Genomic DNA, 18,219 nt, shown 5'->3' on the forward strand with positions numbered 1-18,219 from the left:
ATCTCACAGGAAATAAAAAAATTAAGAAGCTGGTCTCCCAGCTTCTTTCATCTAATAAAGAAGATCGATAAACTCTTCTTTTGTTATTTTCCCAAAATAATGAGAAACATCTAAATGTTGAAGTGCTTCTTCCAATGAACCAGGTTCATAGCGAACACCAACTAATTTGTTTTCAAGTTCTTTTACATCACCAACACCAAAGAAATCTCCAAAAATGGTAGCCTGTTCGATGTATCCTTTTTTAACTTCAAGTCGAACATCAATCGAACCAATTGGAAAGCGTTTGGAGTGCTGAACATTAAACTTCGGCGATCGACCATAATTCCAGTTCCAGTTTTTATAGCGCTCTTCAGCAATTTTGTGAATCGCCTCCCAATCCTTTTCCTTCAGATTATAAGATGGGATCTCCTCTTTCTCTTCGAAAATATACTGAAGGAGCGTTTGTTTAAACTCTTCTCGCGTCATCTCCCGATCCATATGCTCGCTAATATTCGTAACACGACTTCGAATCGATTTAATCCCTTTCGACTCGATTTTTTCTTTGTTAACTTTAAGTGCTTTTACGACATTCTCTAAGTTGACATTAAACATGAGCGTACCATGACTATACATTCTACCTTTTGTCGAAAACTGCGCATTACCTGAAATTTTCTTGCCATTCACGAGCAAATCATTTCGTCCACTTAGCTCTGCGTCGACACCAAGCTTACCAAGAGCCTTCACAACCGGATCCGTAAATTTCTTATAGTTATGAAAGCTGTTTCCATCATCCTTTGTAATAATACTAAAACTTAAATTACCCTGATCATTATAGACGGCCCCACCACCAGAAAGACGACGGATCACATCCACGTTATTTTCGCGTATATAACTCGTATCAATCTGCTCAATAGTGTTCTGGTTTTTTCCTACAATCACTGTCGGATTCATCGAGTAAAACAACAAGTAGGTTTCCTCAGGATCAAGCTCCTTCAAAATGTATTCCTCAATTGCCAGATTAAGCCCCGCATCCATGATATTTTCATTATCTATATAAAGCATAGCCTTACCTCCTGTATATTCTTCTTCTATTCTAATGAAATATCAGTAAGGAATCAAAACCTGATACTTATGACACCCTGACTAAAGAACGAAAAACCCCGCCTACACTACCCTTTCCCCGCTTTCGCTCTACGAATATTGTAAACAAACGTACTTTGAGGAGGAGCAATATGAAAATCGTTTATTACGAAAAAGGTGAAATCCCTGTCGTCGTAGGAGCATCAAACTTAAACTCAAGCCTAACCATTGAACAAATCAAATCCGAAGGCGAAAAAAAATCCAAAGAACTAGCCAGACTACTCGGCCGAGAAATCGGCTTCCTAATGGACATGAACGGAAAACTAGACTCAACATTAGGAGAATAAAGAAAAGCGAAAGCGCCCGTTTAGCCTCGACAAGCGCTGGAGCCTTTTCATTTGAACACGGTCTTTGTGTTCATTTTAGAGGGTGAAGCGATCGAGAGGCTGGGCGCTGCATAACATAAAAAAGCCAGAACGGTAACATCGTTCTGGTCTTCTTTATAACTATTTTTCGGAATTCCACACGAGCCCCGTAGATGCAAGCATCACTTCACCATCAAAATGTTGTTTAGCATCCTTCTCAAGTTCTGATAAATCACCAAAGTGCGGAAGGTGTGTCAGCATCAGTGTAGATACATCCGCTTCTTTTGCAATTTTAGCAGCATCCGTACTATTCATGTGCCCCATCTGAGAGCCATCCATATCACTGTATAGATTACATTCTGAAATGAGTAAGTCAGCTCCAGCAGAAAACGTTTCAAATTCTTTCATATAGCTAGAGTCGGCAGTAAACACCATGCTATGCTCTCCATCTGTTATCCTTATTGCGTAACAAATAACCGGGTGCTTTGTTTTTTGAAAAGTAATAGAGAAAGGACCAAGTTCCAAAGTATCTTCTTCTCTATATTCCCTTGCTTCTGTATAAGGCTTATGATCCAAGTTATTAAATCCAACTTCATCATATGAATGACCATAGATTGGTAACACTGGAAGCTCAGATTTAATTTTTGATTGAATTAAGCGACCGTGGTAAAGAACCCCTGTATCTGCAATGTGGTCAGGATGGTAATGACTAATGATTACACTATCAAGTTCTTCTACAGATAGATGATGTTGGAGTTGAGATAGAACTCCACTTCCACAGTCGATTAAGAGGTTGTACCCCTCACTCTGAATGAGATATCCTGCACTCGCTTCTCCAGCCTTAGGGTATCCCCCCCATGGACCTAAAACAGTGATTTTCATGCTTTTTACCCCCCCTGTTTTTTCTCTAATAAGGCACGAGCCGTATAATGATCCGTTACCAAAACATTTGCGTAGCCACCTTGCAACGCCCCGTAAATCGCTTCAACTTTCTTCGGACCGCCTGCAGCTAATATTGATTTCTCTTTCCTTGAAAGATCTTCAAGATCAATTCCGATTGTTCGTTCATTTAACTCCTCATGAATAAGCATTCCCTTTTCATCAAAGAAGCGTGAACAAATTTCTCCTACAGATTTTGAATGAATCACTTCAAGCTCTTGTTCTGACACATAATCTGCTTGAACAATAACAGAGTCATTTGTTGGAATTCCAACACTATAAAGAGCGATATTCGCATTTCGGCCCATATCAAGCACACGCCGAATGTGCCTATCCTCTTCCATTGTTTGCTTTACAAGAAGGTGATCTACAATAGCCGGAACAGGCAAGAAGTGACTTGTAGCATGAAAGGCACGACCAATCATTTGAATGACTTCGTAGGCGTATGTGTTAGTTTCGGAATAACTAATTCCTCCGTTTAATTGTACAACTGAAACGTTTTTAAGTAATTGATGACGAAGATTCTTACCGATTTCATTCAGAGTTGTTCCCCAGGAAACTCCTATTAAATCATTATCTTGAATGGTGGCATTTAAATAATCAGCTGCAATTTTACCGATATGTTTTTTTACAATTTGATCTTCAAATTCTGGAACAATTGCGACTCTGGCATCTATAAGTCCATAAGCTTCTGCAAGATCGGTAGCAAGCAAATGCACATCCTGTGAAGGATCATGAATCTTAATTTCAACAATTCCTTCTCTTTTCGCTTGCTTTAATAAACGGGAAACAGTTGGCCTTGAAACCTCAAGTCTCTTAGCGATTTCCTGTTGACTATAGTCTAATTGGTAGTATAAGCGTGCGGCCTCTACTACCTTTGTAAGTTTATCCTTTTCCATAGCAACACCTGTATATTCAAAATTGGTTATCTTTTGGTAAGAAAAAGGCTTTCAGAAAGACCATTTTCGCCTTCTGAAAGCCTCTCACTCTCAACTAAAACCTATTGTATTATTTAGAGAGCATTGTCTTAACTTTAGTTACAACATTTTCAGGCGTGAACCCAAACTCTTTGATTACCGTATCGCCAGGTGCAGAAGCTCCAAAGCGATCAATTGCAAGGATATCACCTTTTTGGCCAACATACTTATCCCAGCCAAATGATACGCCCATCTCGATACCAAGACGTGCTGTTACATTGTCAGGTAGTACACTTTGCTTATAATCAGCAGACTGCTTATCAAAGCGATCCCAGCTTGGCATGCTGACAACTGATGCAGAAATACCTTCTTTTGCTAATAGTTCTTGAGCTTCAACAGCTAGACCTACTTCAGAACCAGATGCAAGAAGAATCGCTTCAGCATCTTCTCCACCAGCTACAACGTAAGCTCCGCGCTTAACACCTTCGTATGCTTGATCATGTGAATCTGTCACAACTGGAAGATTCTGACGAGAAAGCACTAGAGCAGTTGGGTGATTCGTTTCTTCAACGGATAGCTTCCAAGCAGCAGCCGTTTCGTTACCGTCAGCAGGACGAATAACTGAAAGACCTGGCATTGCTCGAAGTGAAGCTAGTTGCTCAACAGGTTCGTGAGTTGGACCATCTTCTCCTACCGCTACGCTATCATGAGTGAATACGTATGTTACCGGTACTCCCATCAATGCAGATAGACGAAGTGCAGGGCGAAGATAGTCAGAGAATACAAAGAACGTTGCTCCAAAGATGCGAAGACCTTTATGAAGCGCGATTCCGTTCATCGCCGCAGCCATGCCGAATTCACGTACTCCGAACCAGATGTTACGTCCACTATAATCCGCTGGTGAAAAGTCCTGCTCATCTTTTAACATTGTTTTGTTAGAAGATGCAAGGTCAGCTGATCCACCGAAGATTCGCGCATTGTTTTTAGCAAGTGCGTTTAGAACTTCACCAGATGCCGCACGAGATGCTGTGCTTGTTCCTCTTTCATAAGTAGGAACTTCACTATCCCATCCTTCAGGAAGTTCATTATTTAGAGCAGCAGTTAATTGCTTAGCAAGCTCAGGATATTGTTCTTCATAGCGTGCAAACAATTCATTCCATTCCTGTTCTTTCTTACTGCCAGCTTCTTTAAATTCAGCAAACTGACCTTTCACTTCTTCAGGAATATAGAAGTCTTCGTCAAACGTCCACTTATAGTTCTCTTTTACAAGTGCAATTTCATCTTTACCAAGAGGAGCACCGTGAGAAGTATTTTTGCCGCCTTTGTTTGGTGAACCATAACCAATTGTAGTTTTCACTTCAATTAGTGTTGGTTGCTCAGTATTGTTTTTCGCTTGTTTAAGAGCGTCAGCAATTGTATCCATGTCATTACCATCTTCAACACGGATAACTTGCCAGCCATATGCTTCATAACGCTGTTGTACGTTCTCTGAGAAGGACTGATCAAGATCACCATCAAGAGAAATATCATTAGAATCATACATCACAATAAGACGACCTAATTTCAAGTGAGCAGCTAGAGAAGCTGATTCTGAAGATACACCTTCCATTAAGTCACCATCACCACAGATGCTATATGTGTAATGATCCACAACATTGAAGTCGTCACGGTTATATGTTGCTGCTAAATGACGCTCAGCCATCGCCATACCAGTTGCCATAGCAAGCCCCTGTCCAAGTGGACCAGTCGTTGCGTCAACTCCAGGTGTCTCACCAAATTCCGGGTGTCCTGGTGTATTGCTTCCCCATTGACGGAATGATTTTAAGTCTTCCATTGAAACATCATAACCAAATAAATGTAGCATGCTGTATAGAAGAGCAGAACCATGTCCTGCAGATAAAACAAAGCGATCACGGTTAAACCATTCTGGATTAGAAGGGTTGTGATTTAAAAATTGGCTCCATAGCGTATAAGCCATTGGTGCAGCACCCATCGGCATCCCAGGGTGTCCCGAATTCGCTTTCTCAACCGCATCGATTGCAAGCGTACGAATCGTGTTAACAGCAAGTGAATCCATTTGAGTCGTTGTCATATGTATACACTCCTTTTTTTATATTGAAATTTAGTAAACACACTCATGAACAAATGTACATTTGTTATTATACATGACTTAATCAAAAAGAAAAAGGAAACCGATCACTTTTCATGTAAATTCTTTTTCCCAAAAATAGCTTCCCTCGAAACAGAGAATTCAATCCTTTTAAGACCAATAAAGTGATAACTAAATAAGCCTATGATAGCTTGTACAAAAGAATACGTGAGCGAATGCCCACGTTTCTTCCTATAGTAAATATGCTTTCACTTCATACGGTCTCATAATCGATTCATTCTGCAAGTGATGACTTACTTCCTGGTAATTATGAACCAGTAACTCTCCACCACTTAGTGTGTGAGGTAGCTTCATCTCACATGTTTCTTTTGAGAAGTTTGCTGCAAGAAGTAGGCTTCTACCATTATAGCTTCTTGTATACACGTACAAATTCTCATCTTCTTCTAAATGTAGCTGATAATCACCATGGATCATCACTGGAAGTTCTTTTCGAAGTCGAATCAAATTCTTATAAAAGTAAAAAGTAGAATCTTCATTACTTAAAGCCTTTCTCGCATTAATCTCATGATAATTGTCGTTTACTTTTAGCCACGGATTACCCGTTGTAAATCCAGCGTTCTCCTCTTCAGTCCACTGCATAGGAGTTCGCGCATTATCACGACCTTTTTTATGGATTGCTTCTAAAACTTTCTCTGGTGTTTCTCCCTTATCAATAACTTCTTCTTTATACATATTGAGCGTTTCAATATCTTCATATTCTTCAATTGAATCGAAGTAGACATTCGTCATACCAAGCTCCTGCCCCTGATAAATATAAGGCGTACCTTGAAGAAAATGAAGCCAGGCTGCAAGCATTTTTGCTGATGTTACTCGATATTCCTGGTCATCACCGAATACGGAAACTGAGCGAGGTTGATCGTGATTCTCCATGTAAAGACTGTTCCACCCATTTCCGTGTAGCTCAGTTTGCCATTTAGAAATAATTCGCTTTAAATCAGTGAGTTTCCACGGCTGCTGATCCCACTTCCCACCAGGTCCACTCGTCACATCCATATGTTCGAATTGAAAGAGCATGTTTACAATACCGGTGTCTTCATTTGTGTACCTTTTTCCATCCTCAGGTGTCGCCATTGGCATTTCACCAACAGTCATAGCATCGAATTTCTTCAGAACCTTTTCATTCATTTCATTCATATAATCAATAAATTTAGGTCCATTTACAAAATGCTCTCCTCCCCATTGATAAGGAGAATCTGCGGTTACTTCGGCATCCGGTAAACCAGGGGTTTTGGAAATCAAATTAATGACGTCCATTCTGAATCCATCCACCCCTTTATCTAGCCAGAATTTCATCAGATCATAGACTTCTTCTCTCAATTTTTCATTTTCCCAGTTTAAATCAGGCTGCTTCCTTGAAAAAAGATGAAGAAAATATTCCTGACTCTCCTCATCGTACTGCCATGCAGACCCACCGAAAAAGGAGCCCCAATTGTTAGGCGGCTGATCCCCTTTTCCTTCTCGCCATATATAGTAATCACGATATGGATTATCCTTCGATTTCCTCGCTTCAGAAAACCATTTGTGCTCATCAGAAGAATGATTAACAACGAGATCCATAACTAGACGAATCCCTCTATTGTGCATCTCTTCTAACATCTCATTCCAATCTTCCATCGTACCGAACTCATCCATAATGTTTCGATAATCACTTATATCATATCCATTATCATCATTCGGTGACTGATACACTGGTGAGAGCCAAACGACATCTATTCCTAAATCCTTTAAATAATCGAGCTTTTCCGTAATTCCCTTAATATCGCCGATGCCATCACCGTTACTATCGTTAAAACTTCGAGGATATATTTGATAAACAACGCTTTCCTTCCACCACTGCTGTGCCATGCTGCATCCTCCTAGAAAAAGATAATTCCTCAATTTGCGCAAACGTTTTCACTAACTATTATAAAAGAATGCTGGTTATAGTACAACAGCTAACAATCCCTGGTTTTCTATCAATAAGAACAACTTCTTTTATAATTGAATCAAGGATTGGTATAATAGAATTTATCGGCAAACCCTTCCAAACGAAGGAAGAATGTAGAACGAGAGGAGATAGGAGCAACAATGAGCATCATCCAAGTAAAAGATCTAAAGAAATCGTTCGGAGATTTAGAAGTACTTAAGAATATTAATACAGACGTAAAAGAAAAAGAGGTTGTATGCGTCGTTGGTCCTTCTGGCTCAGGTAAAAGTACCTTTCTTCGGTGTTTAAATAAATTAGAAGAAATAACTGGTGGTAGTGTGATCGTAAATGGCCACAACATAGCTGATCCTAAGACGAATATCAACAAAGTTCGACAGGACGTTGGAATGGTTTTTCAACATTTTAACCTTTTCCCTCACAAGACCGTGCTTGAAAACGTGACTTTAGCCCCAATCAAAGTCAAAGGGGATAATAAACAAAACTCAGCCAAAAAGGCGAAGGAGCTTCTCGCAAAAGTTGGCCTTGAAGATAAAGCCAATAATTATCCCGGGGAATTATCTGGGGGTCAAAAGCAGCGTGTCGCTATAGCAAGGGCTCTTGCTATGGAGCCAAAAGTTATGCTTTTCGATGAACCAACCTCTGCACTTGACCCTGAAATGATTGGTGAAGTTCTAGAAGTCATGAAAGACCTTGCCAAAGAAGGTATGACGATGGTTGTTGTCACACATGAAATGGGGTTTGCTCGCGAAGTAGGCGATCGTGTGATTTTCATGGATGGTGGATATATCGTTGAAGAAAACGTTCCTAATGAACTATTCTCAAATCCTCAAAACGAGCGGACGAAAGCTTTTTTAAGTAAAATCCTATAACAAAACGTGCAGGGTTTCCCTGCACGTTTTGTTATTATGTAGAGCGCATTCAAAATTTTTATGAAGCAATATCTTGCTAATATCCACTACTTTTCTTCATTATCAATAACATCGAATATCTTTCTAGATTCAAATAAGTCCACTACCTTATTCAACCACTCATAGTATCCCAACGCATAAGACATTTTATCTAAATCAGCTTCTGCCGTCATTCTTTCTTCGTTAGAAATATCATTCTCCAGTACGTCCATAAGTTCAGAAATGGATTCTCTACAAGCATCTCTATTCATTTCAATCCCTTTACGCCAGTGAATACAAAAGAAATCTGTAAAGGTTTGATACCAATCTGACTTCACCTCGTAAAGATCTTTACGCTCGCCCTTTCTCCATACCTTATCAACCATATTTAAGTCGATTAACGTTCTTACTCCGGTAGACATACTTGTCTTACTCATTTGAAGTTTATCTTTCATTTCATCAAGAGTCATTGGCTCTTTTTCAAAGAACATTGCACCGTATAGTCGCCCCACAGAAGGTGTGACGCTATATATATCCATATTTTTAGAGATGGATTCAATAACACGTTCTCTCGCATTCTCAACTCTATTGTCTTGCAAACTATGCACCTACTTTTCCAATCGTTTGTCATTTCATAGTTTAGTGTTAACCTCGTTGATTGTAAAGTTTACATGTGAACCTTGTAGCATATACTAGCATCTTTGACGATACTTAAGCATTTACCCGTTTAGTTTGTACAGTTTTTTCTGTATGTACTGAATTAACTGATTTTGAGCTCTCACGCCGTTTGTAGTATTAAGTACCTACACTCTATACTTAATAGGTCGGTAAAAAAAGACTAGTAAATGACTGATTATCGTAAATTTCGACATATTTCAGTGATTTTTGTAACTTTAACCGTTGAAATTTATTAATAAAGGTAGAGGTGAAACTATGGAAAAAGCCAAAATTACTGTAAAAGATGTAACAAAAGTATTTGGCAAATCGCCCAAACAAGCTATAAAGCTATTAGATCAGGGCAAATCAAAAAATGAAATACTTAAAGAAACTGGAAATACTGTGGGTGTAAATCGAGCAAGCTTCGATGTATATCCCGGTGAAATCTTTGTCATCATGGGACTATCAGGTAGTGGTAAATCTACGCTTGTTCGTCTACTCAATCGATTAATTGAACCAACTTCAGGTCAGGTTCTCATTGATGATGAAGATATCGTCAGGATGAAACCTGAACAGCTTCGTGAAGTAAGAAGAAAGAAGCTTAGTATGGTATTCCAACGCTTTGCTCTTTTCCCACATCGAACTGTTCTTGAAAACACGGAATATGGACTAGAGGTACAAAGTATTGGCAAAGAAAACCGAGCAAAAAAAGCGCAAGAATCACTTGAACTTGTTGGTTTGAAAGGATATGAAAATAGCTTTCCTTCTGAATTAAGTGGTGGTATGCAGCAGCGTGTTGGTCTTGCTCGTGCTCTTGCGAACGATCCAGATGTACTATTAATGGATGAGGCATTTAGTGCACTAGATCCCCTTATTCGTAAAGACATGCAAGATGAGCTCCTTGAACTTCAAGAATCAATGGAAAAAACGATCGTCTTTATCACCCATGACCTCGATGAAGCACTTCGCATTGGAGATCGCATTGCATTAATGAAAGATGGTTCTATCGTTCAAATTGGTTCTCCAGAAGAAATCATGACAAATCCTGCAAATGACTATGTTGAACGCTTCGTTGAAGATGTGGATCTTTCAAAAGTGTTAACAGCTTCACACGTAATGAAACGTGCTGAAACGCTACGAGCTGATCGTGGGCCACGTGTTGCGCTGGAGCTTATGAGAGAACAAAAATTATCTAGTCTTTATATTGTTGATAAAAAGAAAAAGCTGTTAGGCGCTATTACAGCAGATGCCACGGCAAAAGCTATTGAGGAAAAGAAAGATATCAATGACATTTTAATCACAGACCTTCCTACTGTATCACCAGAGACTTTACTCACGGACATGTTTGTAAAAATGGCAGACTCATCCCTTCCTCTCCCCGTTGTCGATGAAGCCGATAAATTTCAAGGCATCATTGTAAGAGGTGCAGTTATCGGGGCACTCGCAGGCCACGAAACTGAATCCGCGAAAGGCGAGGTGAAATAAATGCAACTTTTTCCTAAAATACCACTAGCTGACTGGGTTGATAGTATTGTTGATACGTTAACCGATAACCTTGAACCAGTTTTCGATAGTATTACATCTGGGATTGATTGGTTCGTAGAAGGGATCGTTTCCATACTAGGTTTCCCGCCAGCTCTTGTTCTCATTGCAATCTTTACGATCCTTGCATGGTGGTCAAGTCGCTGGCCAATAGCTGTATTCACGTTACTCGGACTTCTCTTAATCGATAATCTCGGTTATTGGGATCCAACTATTCAAACGTTAGCACTCGTATTAACTTCGGTCATTATATCGATTATTCTCGGTGTACCACTTGGGATTTGGGCATCACAAAGTGACCGTGTAAGAGGAATTATCACACCGATATTGGATTTCATGCAGACAATGCCTGCATTCGTATATCTCATCCCAGCTATTCTATTCTTTGGGATTGGTATGGTACCCGGAATCATAGCTTCTGTCATCTTTGCAATGCCTCCTACGATTCGTCTTACGAATCTTGGCATTCGTCAGGTGCCGGAAGATTTAATCGAAGCATCTAATGCATTTGGATCTACAACAAAACAAAAGTTGTTTAAAATACAACTCCCACTAGCTACTCCCACGATCATGGCAGGAATTAACCAAAGTATCATGCTTTCACTTTCAATGGTCGTTATTGCATCTCTAGTAGGTGCACCTGGTCTCGGAGCAGACGTATATCGTGCTGTAACGCAGATCAAAGTTGGTATTGGTTTTGAAGCTGGTCTTGCCATTGTTATTCTAGCAATTATGCTTGACCGGATTTCTCAAAATATAGGTAAAACAAAAAATTAAGGGGGAATTACATGTTTAACTTTAAAAAAGGGTTAACAGGACTTGCACTATTTTTGTCACTCACATTGATTCTTGCTGCTTGTGGCGGTAACAATGGCGGAGATAGTAGTGAAGGTTCCAGCGAAGGCGGTACTAACGTTGGAGAAGCAGTAGATTACGAAATTGTAGGAATTGAGCCAGGCGCTGGTATTATGAAAGCTACGACATCTGCACTTGAAGAGTACGATAGCCTTAAAGGTTGGGAATTAATCGAATCCTCTTCAGCTGCTATGGCGGCAGAACTTGGTAAAGCAATTGATGATGAAGAACCGATTATCGTTACTGGTTGGACACCACATTGGATGTTCGCGAAATACGACCTTAAATATCTTGAAGATCCACAAGGCCTTTATGGTGAAGAAGAAAACATCGAAACTTTTGCACGTATGGGGTTAAAAGAAGATCAGCCTTCTGCTCATACAATTCTTGATCAGTTCAACTGGACTCCAGAAGACATGGGCAATGTTATGGTCGAAGTACAGGAAGGTGCAAAGCCTGAAGAAGCAGCACAAAACTGGGTAGACGAACATTCCGACATGGTAGAAGAATGGACTAAAGGTGCTGAGGAAGTAGACGGTGAAGAAATCTCACTTGCATATGTAGCATGGGATTCTGAAATCGCAAGTACGAACGTAGTAGCTAAAGTTCTTGAGAGCGTAGGCTATGAGGTTAAATTAACTCAACTTGATGCAGCTTCTATGTTCATCGCTGTTTCTGAAGGTGATGCTGACGCAATGGTAGCTGGATGGCTTCCAATTACACACGCTGACCTTCTAGATGAATATGGTGACAACATGGACCGTCTTGGAGTAAACCTTGAAGGTGCGAAAACAGGACTTGTTGTTCCATCATACGTTGAAGCTGATTCTATTGAAGATTTAAAACCAGCTGAATAACATAAATGAAAAAGCGAGATGAGGAATTCCTCATCTCGCTTTTTTTATTAATCAATCAATCCTTTTTCTTTCAAGAATTCCATTGCAACATCCTCAGGCTCTTCTCCATCCATATCCACTTTTGCATTCATTTCAGACATTTCTTCTTCTGAAATACTTCCAGCAAATTCGTTCACAACCTTCTCAAGATCAGGATGTGAATCAAGAACTTCCTGTCGAACAATTGGCGCAGCATAATATGGTGGGAAGAATTGCTTATCGTCTTCAGTTGTCGCAAGATCGAAACGAGCAATTCTTCCATCAGTGGTAAAGGCAGGAATCACATCGACTTCACCTTCATTTAAAGCATCGTACATGATATTCGGATCAAGACTCACTTCGTCTTTGAAATTAAAACCATAAGCTTCTACTAGGGCATCGTAACCATCTTCTCTTTCGTAGAACGTGTGTGGTCCACCAAATACCAAATCATCTGAAGCTGGGATAATATCCGAGAACGTTTTTGCATTTACCTCTTTATTTGTGTCTTGAGTCATAGCAAGCGTGTAGCCATTCTCAAATCCAAGTGGTTCAAGCCAAACAAGATTATATTCATCTTTGTATCCTTTTTTCACCCGTTTAAAAATCTCATCAGCTGACTCATCGGATTCAGCACTTTCCTTAAGTACCGCTTCAAGACCTGTACCTGTATATTCCACGTACATATCAATATCACCATCGATAAGCGCCTGTTGTAGAATATTCACTTCACCAACACCGGCATCAACCTCTACTTCATAATCACTGTTAGCCTTTATGTACTCTGCAAGAAGGTGTGGTAAGATATATTGCTCAGTCCAGGGCTTACCAGAAATAACGATCGGATCACTTTCTTCACTTCCGCTATCTCCTCCACATGCAGCAAGAACCATTACAACTCCTAGTAAAAGTAAGGTAATTCTCTTCAAACGAATCTCTCCCTTTATTTTTTTGCTTTAACTCCTTTAGGAGTTGCCGCATTTTCTAATAATTTTAGAATTAAATCAAATCCAAGAGCCAGAATAGTTGCAGGAAGTGCACCAGCTAATACGAGCTCATCTTTATTCGAGGTAAGACCACGATATATAATATCGCCAAGTCCTCCTGCACCTACAAAAGTAGCGAGAGTTGCTACTCCGATTGTTAGGACAGTAGCTGTTCTGACACCAGCCATTATAACCGGTAGAGAAAGAGGAACTTCGATCTTCATCAAAATTTGCATATTCGTCATCCCCATCCCTCTTCCAGCTTCAATAGAAGATTGATCTACGGAAGTGATGCCAGTGTACGTATTTCTGAGGATTGGAAGAAGCGCGTAAACCGTTAAAGCAATAATAGCTGTTATGTTTCCAATTCCTAGAAAGGGAATGAGAAATCCGAACAGGGCTAAACTTGGTACTGTTTGAAAGATAGCTGCCACCGCAATGAATGGCTCCGCTAGCTTCTTTCTCCGTGAAATAAAAATACCAAGTGGAACAGATATTAATATGGCAATCACAATAGAGATGAACGAAAGGAATAGGTGCTCCTGAAGTGCTACTAGTATATCATCCCACCGATTCTGCATCGTCTCAATAAATAGAATGAAAAAATTCTCGTCATTCATTCAGGCTCCCCCCCTCTCTTTGATCATATTGTTCAAGTCCTGCTAACCCTCGCATCATACTACTTCTTGTAACTAATCCTGTGAGCTTATTATCTTCAACCACAGGGATATTGATCGGTTGATTTTCAGCAAATCGTTTCGCTATTTCAGGGTAGAGCGTGCTCTCATTAATGGACTCGATCACTTCAATCACATCCACAATTCGTTTCCCATCATCACCATAATGGTTTTGAACCTGTTCTAGCGTAACGACACCGATATATTCCTGCTCTGGCCCTGTTACAACCAGGCTATCGACTCGCTCTGATTTCATTAGACGGAACGCTTCTGCAAGACCTCTACTTTCTTTCACAGTTGCTACTTTTCTAATCATTAAATCGACAGCTGTTGGAGCTTGCCCTTTAGCCATTCGTTCATCACCTATGAAATTGCGGACAAATTCATTCTTAGGGTGGCGTAACAAGCGATCCGGCGTATCTAGCTGAAGAATTTCGCCATCTTTCATAATGGCAATACGATCGGCGATTTTCATAGCTTCATCCATGTCGTGCGTAACAAAAACAATTGTTTTCTGAATTTCTTTCTGAAGCTTTACAAGCTCGTCCTGAAGCTGTTCTCGACTAATAGGGTCTAATGCGCTAAATGGCTCGTCCATCAAAATAATTGGTGGTTCTGCTGCAAGTGCACGAATGACACCCACTCTTTGCTGTTGACCGCCACTCAATTCTAGTGGATAGCGAGACCGAAAAATAGAAGGTTCTAACCCTACAAGATTAAGCATTTCATCGACGCGCTTATCTATTTTATCTTTGTCCCATTTTTTCAGTTTGGGAATTAAGGCAATATTTTCAGCGATTGTCATATGTGGCAAAAGTCCGATTTGTTGAATGACATATCCAATGCTTCTCCTTAGTTCAACCGGGTCCTGATCTGATATTGGTTTTCCATCAATATAAATTTGTCCACCACTTGGCTCAATTAATCGATTAATCATCTTCATTGTAGTCGTTTTTCCACAGCCGCTTGGCCCAATGAGCGTTAATAATTCGCCCTTTTCAATATGTAAATTAATATCCTTTAGTGCTTCAGTACCATCAGCAAATTTCTTATTAATATGCTCGAAAGTAATCATTCTATCGCCTCTCCTGCCTCCCGAAAAATCCATAACTTCATAATACTTACCCTTTCATAACCTAATATGAAACCCTCAATGGCGCTTCATCACAACTTTCTTACTATTACTGTATCGTTTTTCCATCCATTTATCAAAAGAAAAGAGGCCGTCTCTATCAATTGATAGAGACAGCCTCCTTGTTTCATTATTCATTCATAGCTGGTTCCAAGCCATGCTTTTTACGCTTTTTCAATTCTACAAGGAAGAAGGTAATGGTTCCAATAGCAAAGATCGCAATAAACCCTAACAGAACATATACATTTTGCCACATGAAGTCAAAATCACCACTTGAAATGACGGCTTTCAAACCAGAAACTGTATACGTCATTGGCAACCATGTGTTAAAGATTTGTAGTCCTTCTGGAATTAACTCAAGCGGGAAGGTACCTGCACTTGTTGTTAATTGTAAGATCAAAACAATGATCGCTACAAATCGTCCTGGATCTCCTAACGTTGTAACAAAGAACTGAATCAACGCCATATAAGCGAGACTTGATACAATGGAGAAGAGTAGAAATAAGGGAATACTTTGTACTTCGATTTGCAATCCGTATAATAGAAGCGCATCCGACACAAGCGCCTGAATTACTCCCACAGATAGTAGAATGCCATATTTGCTCATAAACCATCCAATTGCTGTACGTGGGCTTCCAGCCGGATCACGAAGTGGGAACACAATGGACATAAGTAGCGCTCCTACAAATAGACCAAGTGAAAGGAAGTATGGTGCAAAACCTGTTCCATAGTTTGGTACAGATGAAACGGCTTCTGTATCTACATTTACTGGATCCGCAAACATATTGTACGTTTCCTCATCAGCATTTGTATTAGAAGTTTCCTCAGCCGCTTCGCCAAGTTTATCACGAAGCTCTGTTGTACCATCTGTGAGTTTCTGAGCCCCACTGTCAAGATCTTTAGATCCATCCGCTAATTGACCTGCACCGGATGATAAATCAGACGAACCACCTTCTAATTCTGTTAGCCCACTCACAAGCTCTTGTGAACCACTAGATAGTCCATTCATTCCTGAGTTGATTGTGCCAACATTATCAATCATGCTGTTCCAACCAGTCGCTACAGTATCGTTACCATCTGCAACCCGCATAGCTCCATCTTGAAGCTGAGCAATTCCAGACTCTGCTTGATTAATGCCATCACCCAGATCACTAAGTCCATCTTCTAGTTTTCCTTGTCCTTCATAAAGACCACTAGCACCTTGAGCAAGTTTCCTTTGTCCTTCTAATAGAGCATTCATCTTAGAAGAGACGCCTGAAAGTTTATCTGAAGCGTTAGCAAATGTCGCTGCTACTTCTCCAACTGACTTCGCCGCTGAACCAGATTTATCAGCAATCGGTTGAAGCTGGCTAATTAGCGCCTGCTTCTGCTCATCCGTATATTGATCACTTGCTTGAATCGATTCAATTACGCCTTGCAGTTCTTTAGGTACCGCTGTTGCATTCGTAACTCCACTCGTTAGTGACCGTTTTAATCCTTCTGTATCAACTTCTGGTAATGAACTATTTTCTAATTCTGCAACAGATTGATCTAATCCAGCCATTAACTGCTTCGTTCCAGCACGGCTTTCTTTTATACCAGATAGAAGTTCTTCTTGGCCAACTTTAAATTCACTCATTTTAGTACCAAGTTCTCCAAGCCCATTACTTACTCTTGAAGCTCCATCAGCTAGCTCACTAACTTCTGGTTGTTTTTCTTTTAAACCGTTTAATAAATCGGTGGTACCTTTATTTACCTTACTAATGCCATTTGCAAGATCAACGGACCCGTTTTCTGCACTACTAATGCCGTTGGTTAACTCAATTGACCCTTCATTGAGAGAGGCTAAGTTGTCTTTCAACTGCTGTGTACCGTCTTTCAATTCGGAAGAGCCATCAGCAAGCTCACCTGCACCATCTGTTGCTTCCGATAAACCATCAGCTATTTCACTGAACTTATCAAAGACAAGCTCACTGTAGTTTTCAGTGATGTTCTCAGCAATTTGAGATTTAATTTCACTAACAGCCGTTCCACCGATCTGTCCAGCTAGAAAGTTAAAGCTTTCATTGGGAACATATTCAAGGTTTAGTTTATCCGGGTGTTCATCAAGAACAGTTGTCGATTTCTGAGAGAAGTTCTCGGGAATTTGAATTTTCATATAATAAGTTTGATCTTCAAGCCCTTTGTTCGCTTCTTCTTCATCTACAAAATCCCACTTGAATTCCGGTTCATCTTTCAGTTTATCTACTAATTCATTACCGATTTCAAGATGTTCCCCTTCGAAATCTGCCCCACTGTCACTATTAACAACAGCGACGGGAATTTGATCTAAATTTTCATAAGGATCCCAGAATGCCCACAAAAACATTCCACTATACATTACTGGAATAAATAACACCGCAATAACGGGAATTAAGATTTTTTTATTTTTTAACAATGACGACCATTCTGACCGAAATAGCCGAGATGATTTTTTCATTTTTGTCCTCCTGTCTATTTGACCAAATTTCTCAATTAGTCATTTTAAGCCAAAAAAAAGCAATGTTCTTTTTATAAAAACGCCTCGATTGACCATTTTTTAATTATGGTCATTTTTTGCTACAAAAAGTAATATATCACCGTTTCGTTAGAATAGCAATAGCAGTATTCCACTTTCTTTGGATACTGCTACTTCAATTTAATCCCGCTCATCATATAAAATTCCAGGTGATTTGCGATCTCTTCTTTCGTAAATGAAGAATGAGTTTTTTCCCAGTCAAAAATGAGTGCAATATACATTTTAAACATAAGAAATGCTGTAAGAGAAGGATCACACTTCTTTACTTCACCATCAGAAATACCTCTCTCGATTTCTTGTTCTAGAAAAGAAAGAATGGCCTTCTCAACAAGATCAAGGGCGTCCATTGCTGCAGGCGTTCCAATCTCACGCACTTCTTGAGATAGCTTTATAGCTAATTTGTGCTCCTTCCGATGTTCCAGCACACTATAAAGAGCCCGATGAAGATTGACAAAAAAGGACTCCTCTCTACGAATTGAATCTTGAGCAAGCCCCTTCAACTCCAATACCATACCTCTTACAATTTCATTGAATAGCTCTTCTTTATTTTTAAAAAAGGTATATATGGTTCCTTTTCCTACATTCGCAATTTTAGCGACTTGATCCATTGTCGTTGCTTTATAACCAAACATGGAAAAAGATTTTTCTGCTGCTTCTAAAATGCTTTTTCTTCGATCGAACGTCATCATTATCCC

At 39.8% G+C, this 18,219-nt stretch carries 16 protein-coding genes; 5 read left to right on the forward strand and 11 right to left on the reverse strand.

Going from position 1 to position 18,219, the window contains the following annotated elements; all coding sequences use genetic code 11:
* Positions 1-51: 51 nt before the first annotated feature.
* Complete coding sequence (gene lplA, locus Q4550_RS12360) at positions 52-1,041, reverse strand: lipoate--protein ligase (RefSeq protein WP_303533089.1); 990 nt, start codon at positions 1,039-1,041, stop codon at positions 52-54.
* Positions 1,042-1,211: 170 nt separating this feature from the next.
* Here lplA and Q4550_RS12365 point away from each other — a divergent pair, with 170 nt between their 5' ends.
* Positions 1,212-1,406, forward strand: a complete 195-nt coding sequence (locus Q4550_RS12365; protein WP_303533091.1) for a hypothetical protein — start codon at positions 1,212-1,214, stop codon at positions 1,404-1,406.
* Positions 1,407-1,565: 159 nt separating this feature from the next.
* Here Q4550_RS12365 and Q4550_RS12370 read toward each other — a convergent pair whose 3' ends face one another.
* From Q4550_RS12370 to Q4550_RS12385, 4 genes are all read right to left on the reverse strand, one after another.
* Complete coding sequence (locus Q4550_RS12370) at positions 1,566-2,306, reverse strand: MBL fold metallo-hydrolase (protein ID WP_303533093.1); 741 nt, start codon at positions 2,304-2,306, stop codon at positions 1,566-1,568.
* Positions 2,307-2,311: 5 nt separating this feature from the next.
* Positions 2,312-3,262, reverse strand: a complete 951-nt coding sequence (locus Q4550_RS12375; protein ID WP_303533094.1) for a DNA-binding transcriptional repressor DeoR — start codon at positions 3,260-3,262, stop codon at positions 2,312-2,314.
* A gap of 109 nt (positions 3,263-3,371) precedes the next feature.
* Entirely contained in the window at positions 3,372-5,372 is a 2,001-nt protein-coding gene (gene tkt / locus Q4550_RS12380) for a transketolase (protein WP_303533096.1), read from the reverse strand.
* A 249-nt stretch (positions 5,373-5,621) separates the two neighbouring features.
* Positions 5,622-7,295, reverse strand: coding sequence for an alpha-glucosidase (locus Q4550_RS12385; RefSeq protein WP_303533098.1), 1,674 nt, complete (start codon positions 7,293-7,295; stop codon positions 5,622-5,624).
* A 222-nt stretch (positions 7,296-7,517) separates the two neighbouring features.
* On the opposite strand from Q4550_RS12385, the gene Q4550_RS12390 reads away from it, so the two are divergent.
* Positions 7,518-8,246: an amino acid ABC transporter ATP-binding protein gene (locus tag Q4550_RS12390; protein ID WP_303533099.1), complete on the forward strand. Its 729-nt coding sequence runs from the start codon at positions 7,518-7,520 to the stop codon at positions 8,244-8,246.
* An 86-nt stretch (positions 8,247-8,332) separates the two neighbouring features.
* Here the strand turns inward: Q4550_RS12390 and Q4550_RS12395 are convergent, their stop codons facing one another.
* Entirely contained in the window at positions 8,333-8,872 is a 540-nt protein-coding gene (locus Q4550_RS12395) for a GbsR/MarR family transcriptional regulator (protein WP_308809528.1), read from the reverse strand.
* A gap of 325 nt (positions 8,873-9,197) precedes the next feature.
* On the opposite strand from Q4550_RS12395, the gene Q4550_RS12400 reads away from it, so the two are divergent.
* The 3 genes from Q4550_RS12400 to Q4550_RS12410 are packed head-to-tail and all read left to right on the forward strand — an operon-like array spanning position 9,198 to position 12,175.
* Positions 9,198-10,406, forward strand: a complete 1,209-nt coding sequence (locus Q4550_RS12400; RefSeq protein ID WP_303533102.1) for a quaternary amine ABC transporter ATP-binding protein — start codon at positions 9,198-9,200, stop codon at positions 10,404-10,406.
* Positions 10,407-11,240, forward strand: coding sequence for a choline ABC transporter permease subunit (choW, locus tag Q4550_RS12405; protein WP_194220255.1), 834 nt, complete (start codon positions 10,407-10,409; stop codon positions 11,238-11,240).
* Positions 11,241-11,251: 11 nt separating this feature from the next.
* The gene (locus Q4550_RS12410; protein WP_303533105.1) at positions 11,252-12,175 is read left to right on the forward strand and encodes a glycine betaine ABC transporter substrate-binding protein; all 924 of its coding nucleotides are present in this window, start codon (positions 11,252-11,254) and stop codon (positions 12,173-12,175) included.
* A gap of 47 nt (positions 12,176-12,222) precedes the next feature.
* Here the strand turns inward: Q4550_RS12410 and Q4550_RS12415 are convergent, their stop codons facing one another.
* From Q4550_RS12415 to Q4550_RS12435, 5 genes are all read right to left on the reverse strand, one after another.
* Positions 12,223-13,122 (reverse strand): glycine betaine ABC transporter substrate-binding protein, encoded by a 900-nt coding sequence (locus tag Q4550_RS12415; protein ID WP_226616095.1) that lies wholly within the window; start codon positions 13,120-13,122, stop codon positions 12,223-12,225.
* 14 nt (positions 13,123-13,136) lie between these two features.
* Positions 13,137-13,799, reverse strand: a complete 663-nt coding sequence (locus Q4550_RS12420) for an ABC transporter permease (protein WP_194219978.1) — start codon at positions 13,797-13,799, stop codon at positions 13,137-13,139.
* Positions 13,792-14,931, reverse strand: a complete 1,140-nt coding sequence (locus tag Q4550_RS12425) for an ABC transporter ATP-binding protein (RefSeq protein WP_303533110.1) — start codon at positions 14,929-14,931, stop codon at positions 13,792-13,794. Before Q4550_RS12425 ends, Q4550_RS12420 begins: the two co-directional genes overlap by 8 nt.
* Positions 14,932-15,118: 187 nt before the next feature.
* The gene (locus Q4550_RS12430) at positions 15,119-17,446 is read right to left on the reverse strand and encodes a YhgE/Pip domain-containing protein (RefSeq protein WP_303533114.1); all 2,328 of its coding nucleotides are present in this window, start codon (positions 17,444-17,446) and stop codon (positions 15,119-15,121) included.
* 188 nt (positions 17,447-17,634) lie between these two features.
* The gene (locus Q4550_RS12435; protein WP_303533116.1) at positions 17,635-18,210 is read right to left on the reverse strand and encodes a TetR/AcrR family transcriptional regulator; all 576 of its coding nucleotides are present in this window, start codon (positions 18,208-18,210) and stop codon (positions 17,635-17,637) included.
* Positions 18,211-18,219: the final 9 nt, after the last annotated feature.

The sequence above is a fragment of the Anaerobacillus sp. 1_MG-2023 genome (genome assembly GCF_030547345.1).
Taxonomy (GTDB): Bacteria; Bacillota; Bacilli; order Bacillales; family Guptibacillaceae; genus Guptibacillus; species Guptibacillus hwajinpoensis_B.

Coding starts and splice junctions, on each gene's coding strand:
- lplA (WP_303533089.1), bottom strand. CDS start 1,041: ATGCTTTATATAGATAATGAAAATATCATGGATGCGGGGCTTAATCTG.
- Q4550_RS12365 (WP_303533091.1), top strand. CDS start 1,212: ATGAAAATCGTTTATTACGAAAAAGGTGAAATCCCTGTCGTCGTAGGA.
- Q4550_RS12370 (WP_303533093.1), bottom strand. CDS start 2,306: ATGAAAATCACTGTTTTAGGTCCATGGGGGGGATACCCTAAGGCTGGA.
- Q4550_RS12375 (WP_303533094.1), bottom strand. CDS start 3,262: ATGGAAAAGGATAAACTTACAAAGGTAGTAGAGGCCGCACGCTTATAC.
- tkt (WP_303533096.1), bottom strand. CDS start 5,372: ATGACAACGACTCAAATGGATTCACTTGCTGTTAACACGATTCGTACG.
- Q4550_RS12385 (WP_303533098.1), bottom strand. CDS start 7,295: ATGGCACAGCAGTGGTGGAAGGAAAGCGTTGTTTATCAAATATATCCT.
- Q4550_RS12390 (WP_303533099.1), top strand. CDS start 7,518: ATGAGCATCATCCAAGTAAAAGATCTAAAGAAATCGTTCGGAGATTTA.
- Q4550_RS12400 (WP_303533102.1), top strand. CDS start 9,198: ATGGAAAAAGCCAAAATTACTGTAAAAGATGTAACAAAAGTATTTGGC.
- choW (WP_194220255.1), top strand. CDS start 10,407: ATGCAACTTTTTCCTAAAATACCACTAGCTGACTGGGTTGATAGTATT.
- Q4550_RS12410 (WP_303533105.1), top strand. CDS start 11,252: ATGTTTAACTTTAAAAAAGGGTTAACAGGACTTGCACTATTTTTGTCA.
- Q4550_RS12420 (WP_194219978.1), bottom strand. CDS start 13,799: ATGAATGACGAGAATTTTTTCATTCTATTTATTGAGACGATGCAGAAT.
- Q4550_RS12425 (WP_303533110.1), bottom strand. CDS start 14,931: ATGATTACTTTCGAGCATATTAATAAGAAATTTGCTGATGGTACTGAA.
- Q4550_RS12430 (WP_303533114.1), bottom strand. CDS start 17,446: ATGAAAAAATCATCTCGGCTATTTCGGTCAGAATGGTCGTCATTGTTA.
- Q4550_RS12435 (WP_303533116.1), bottom strand. CDS start 18,210: ATGACGTTCGATCGAAGAAAAAGCATTTTAGAAGCAGCAGAAAAATCT.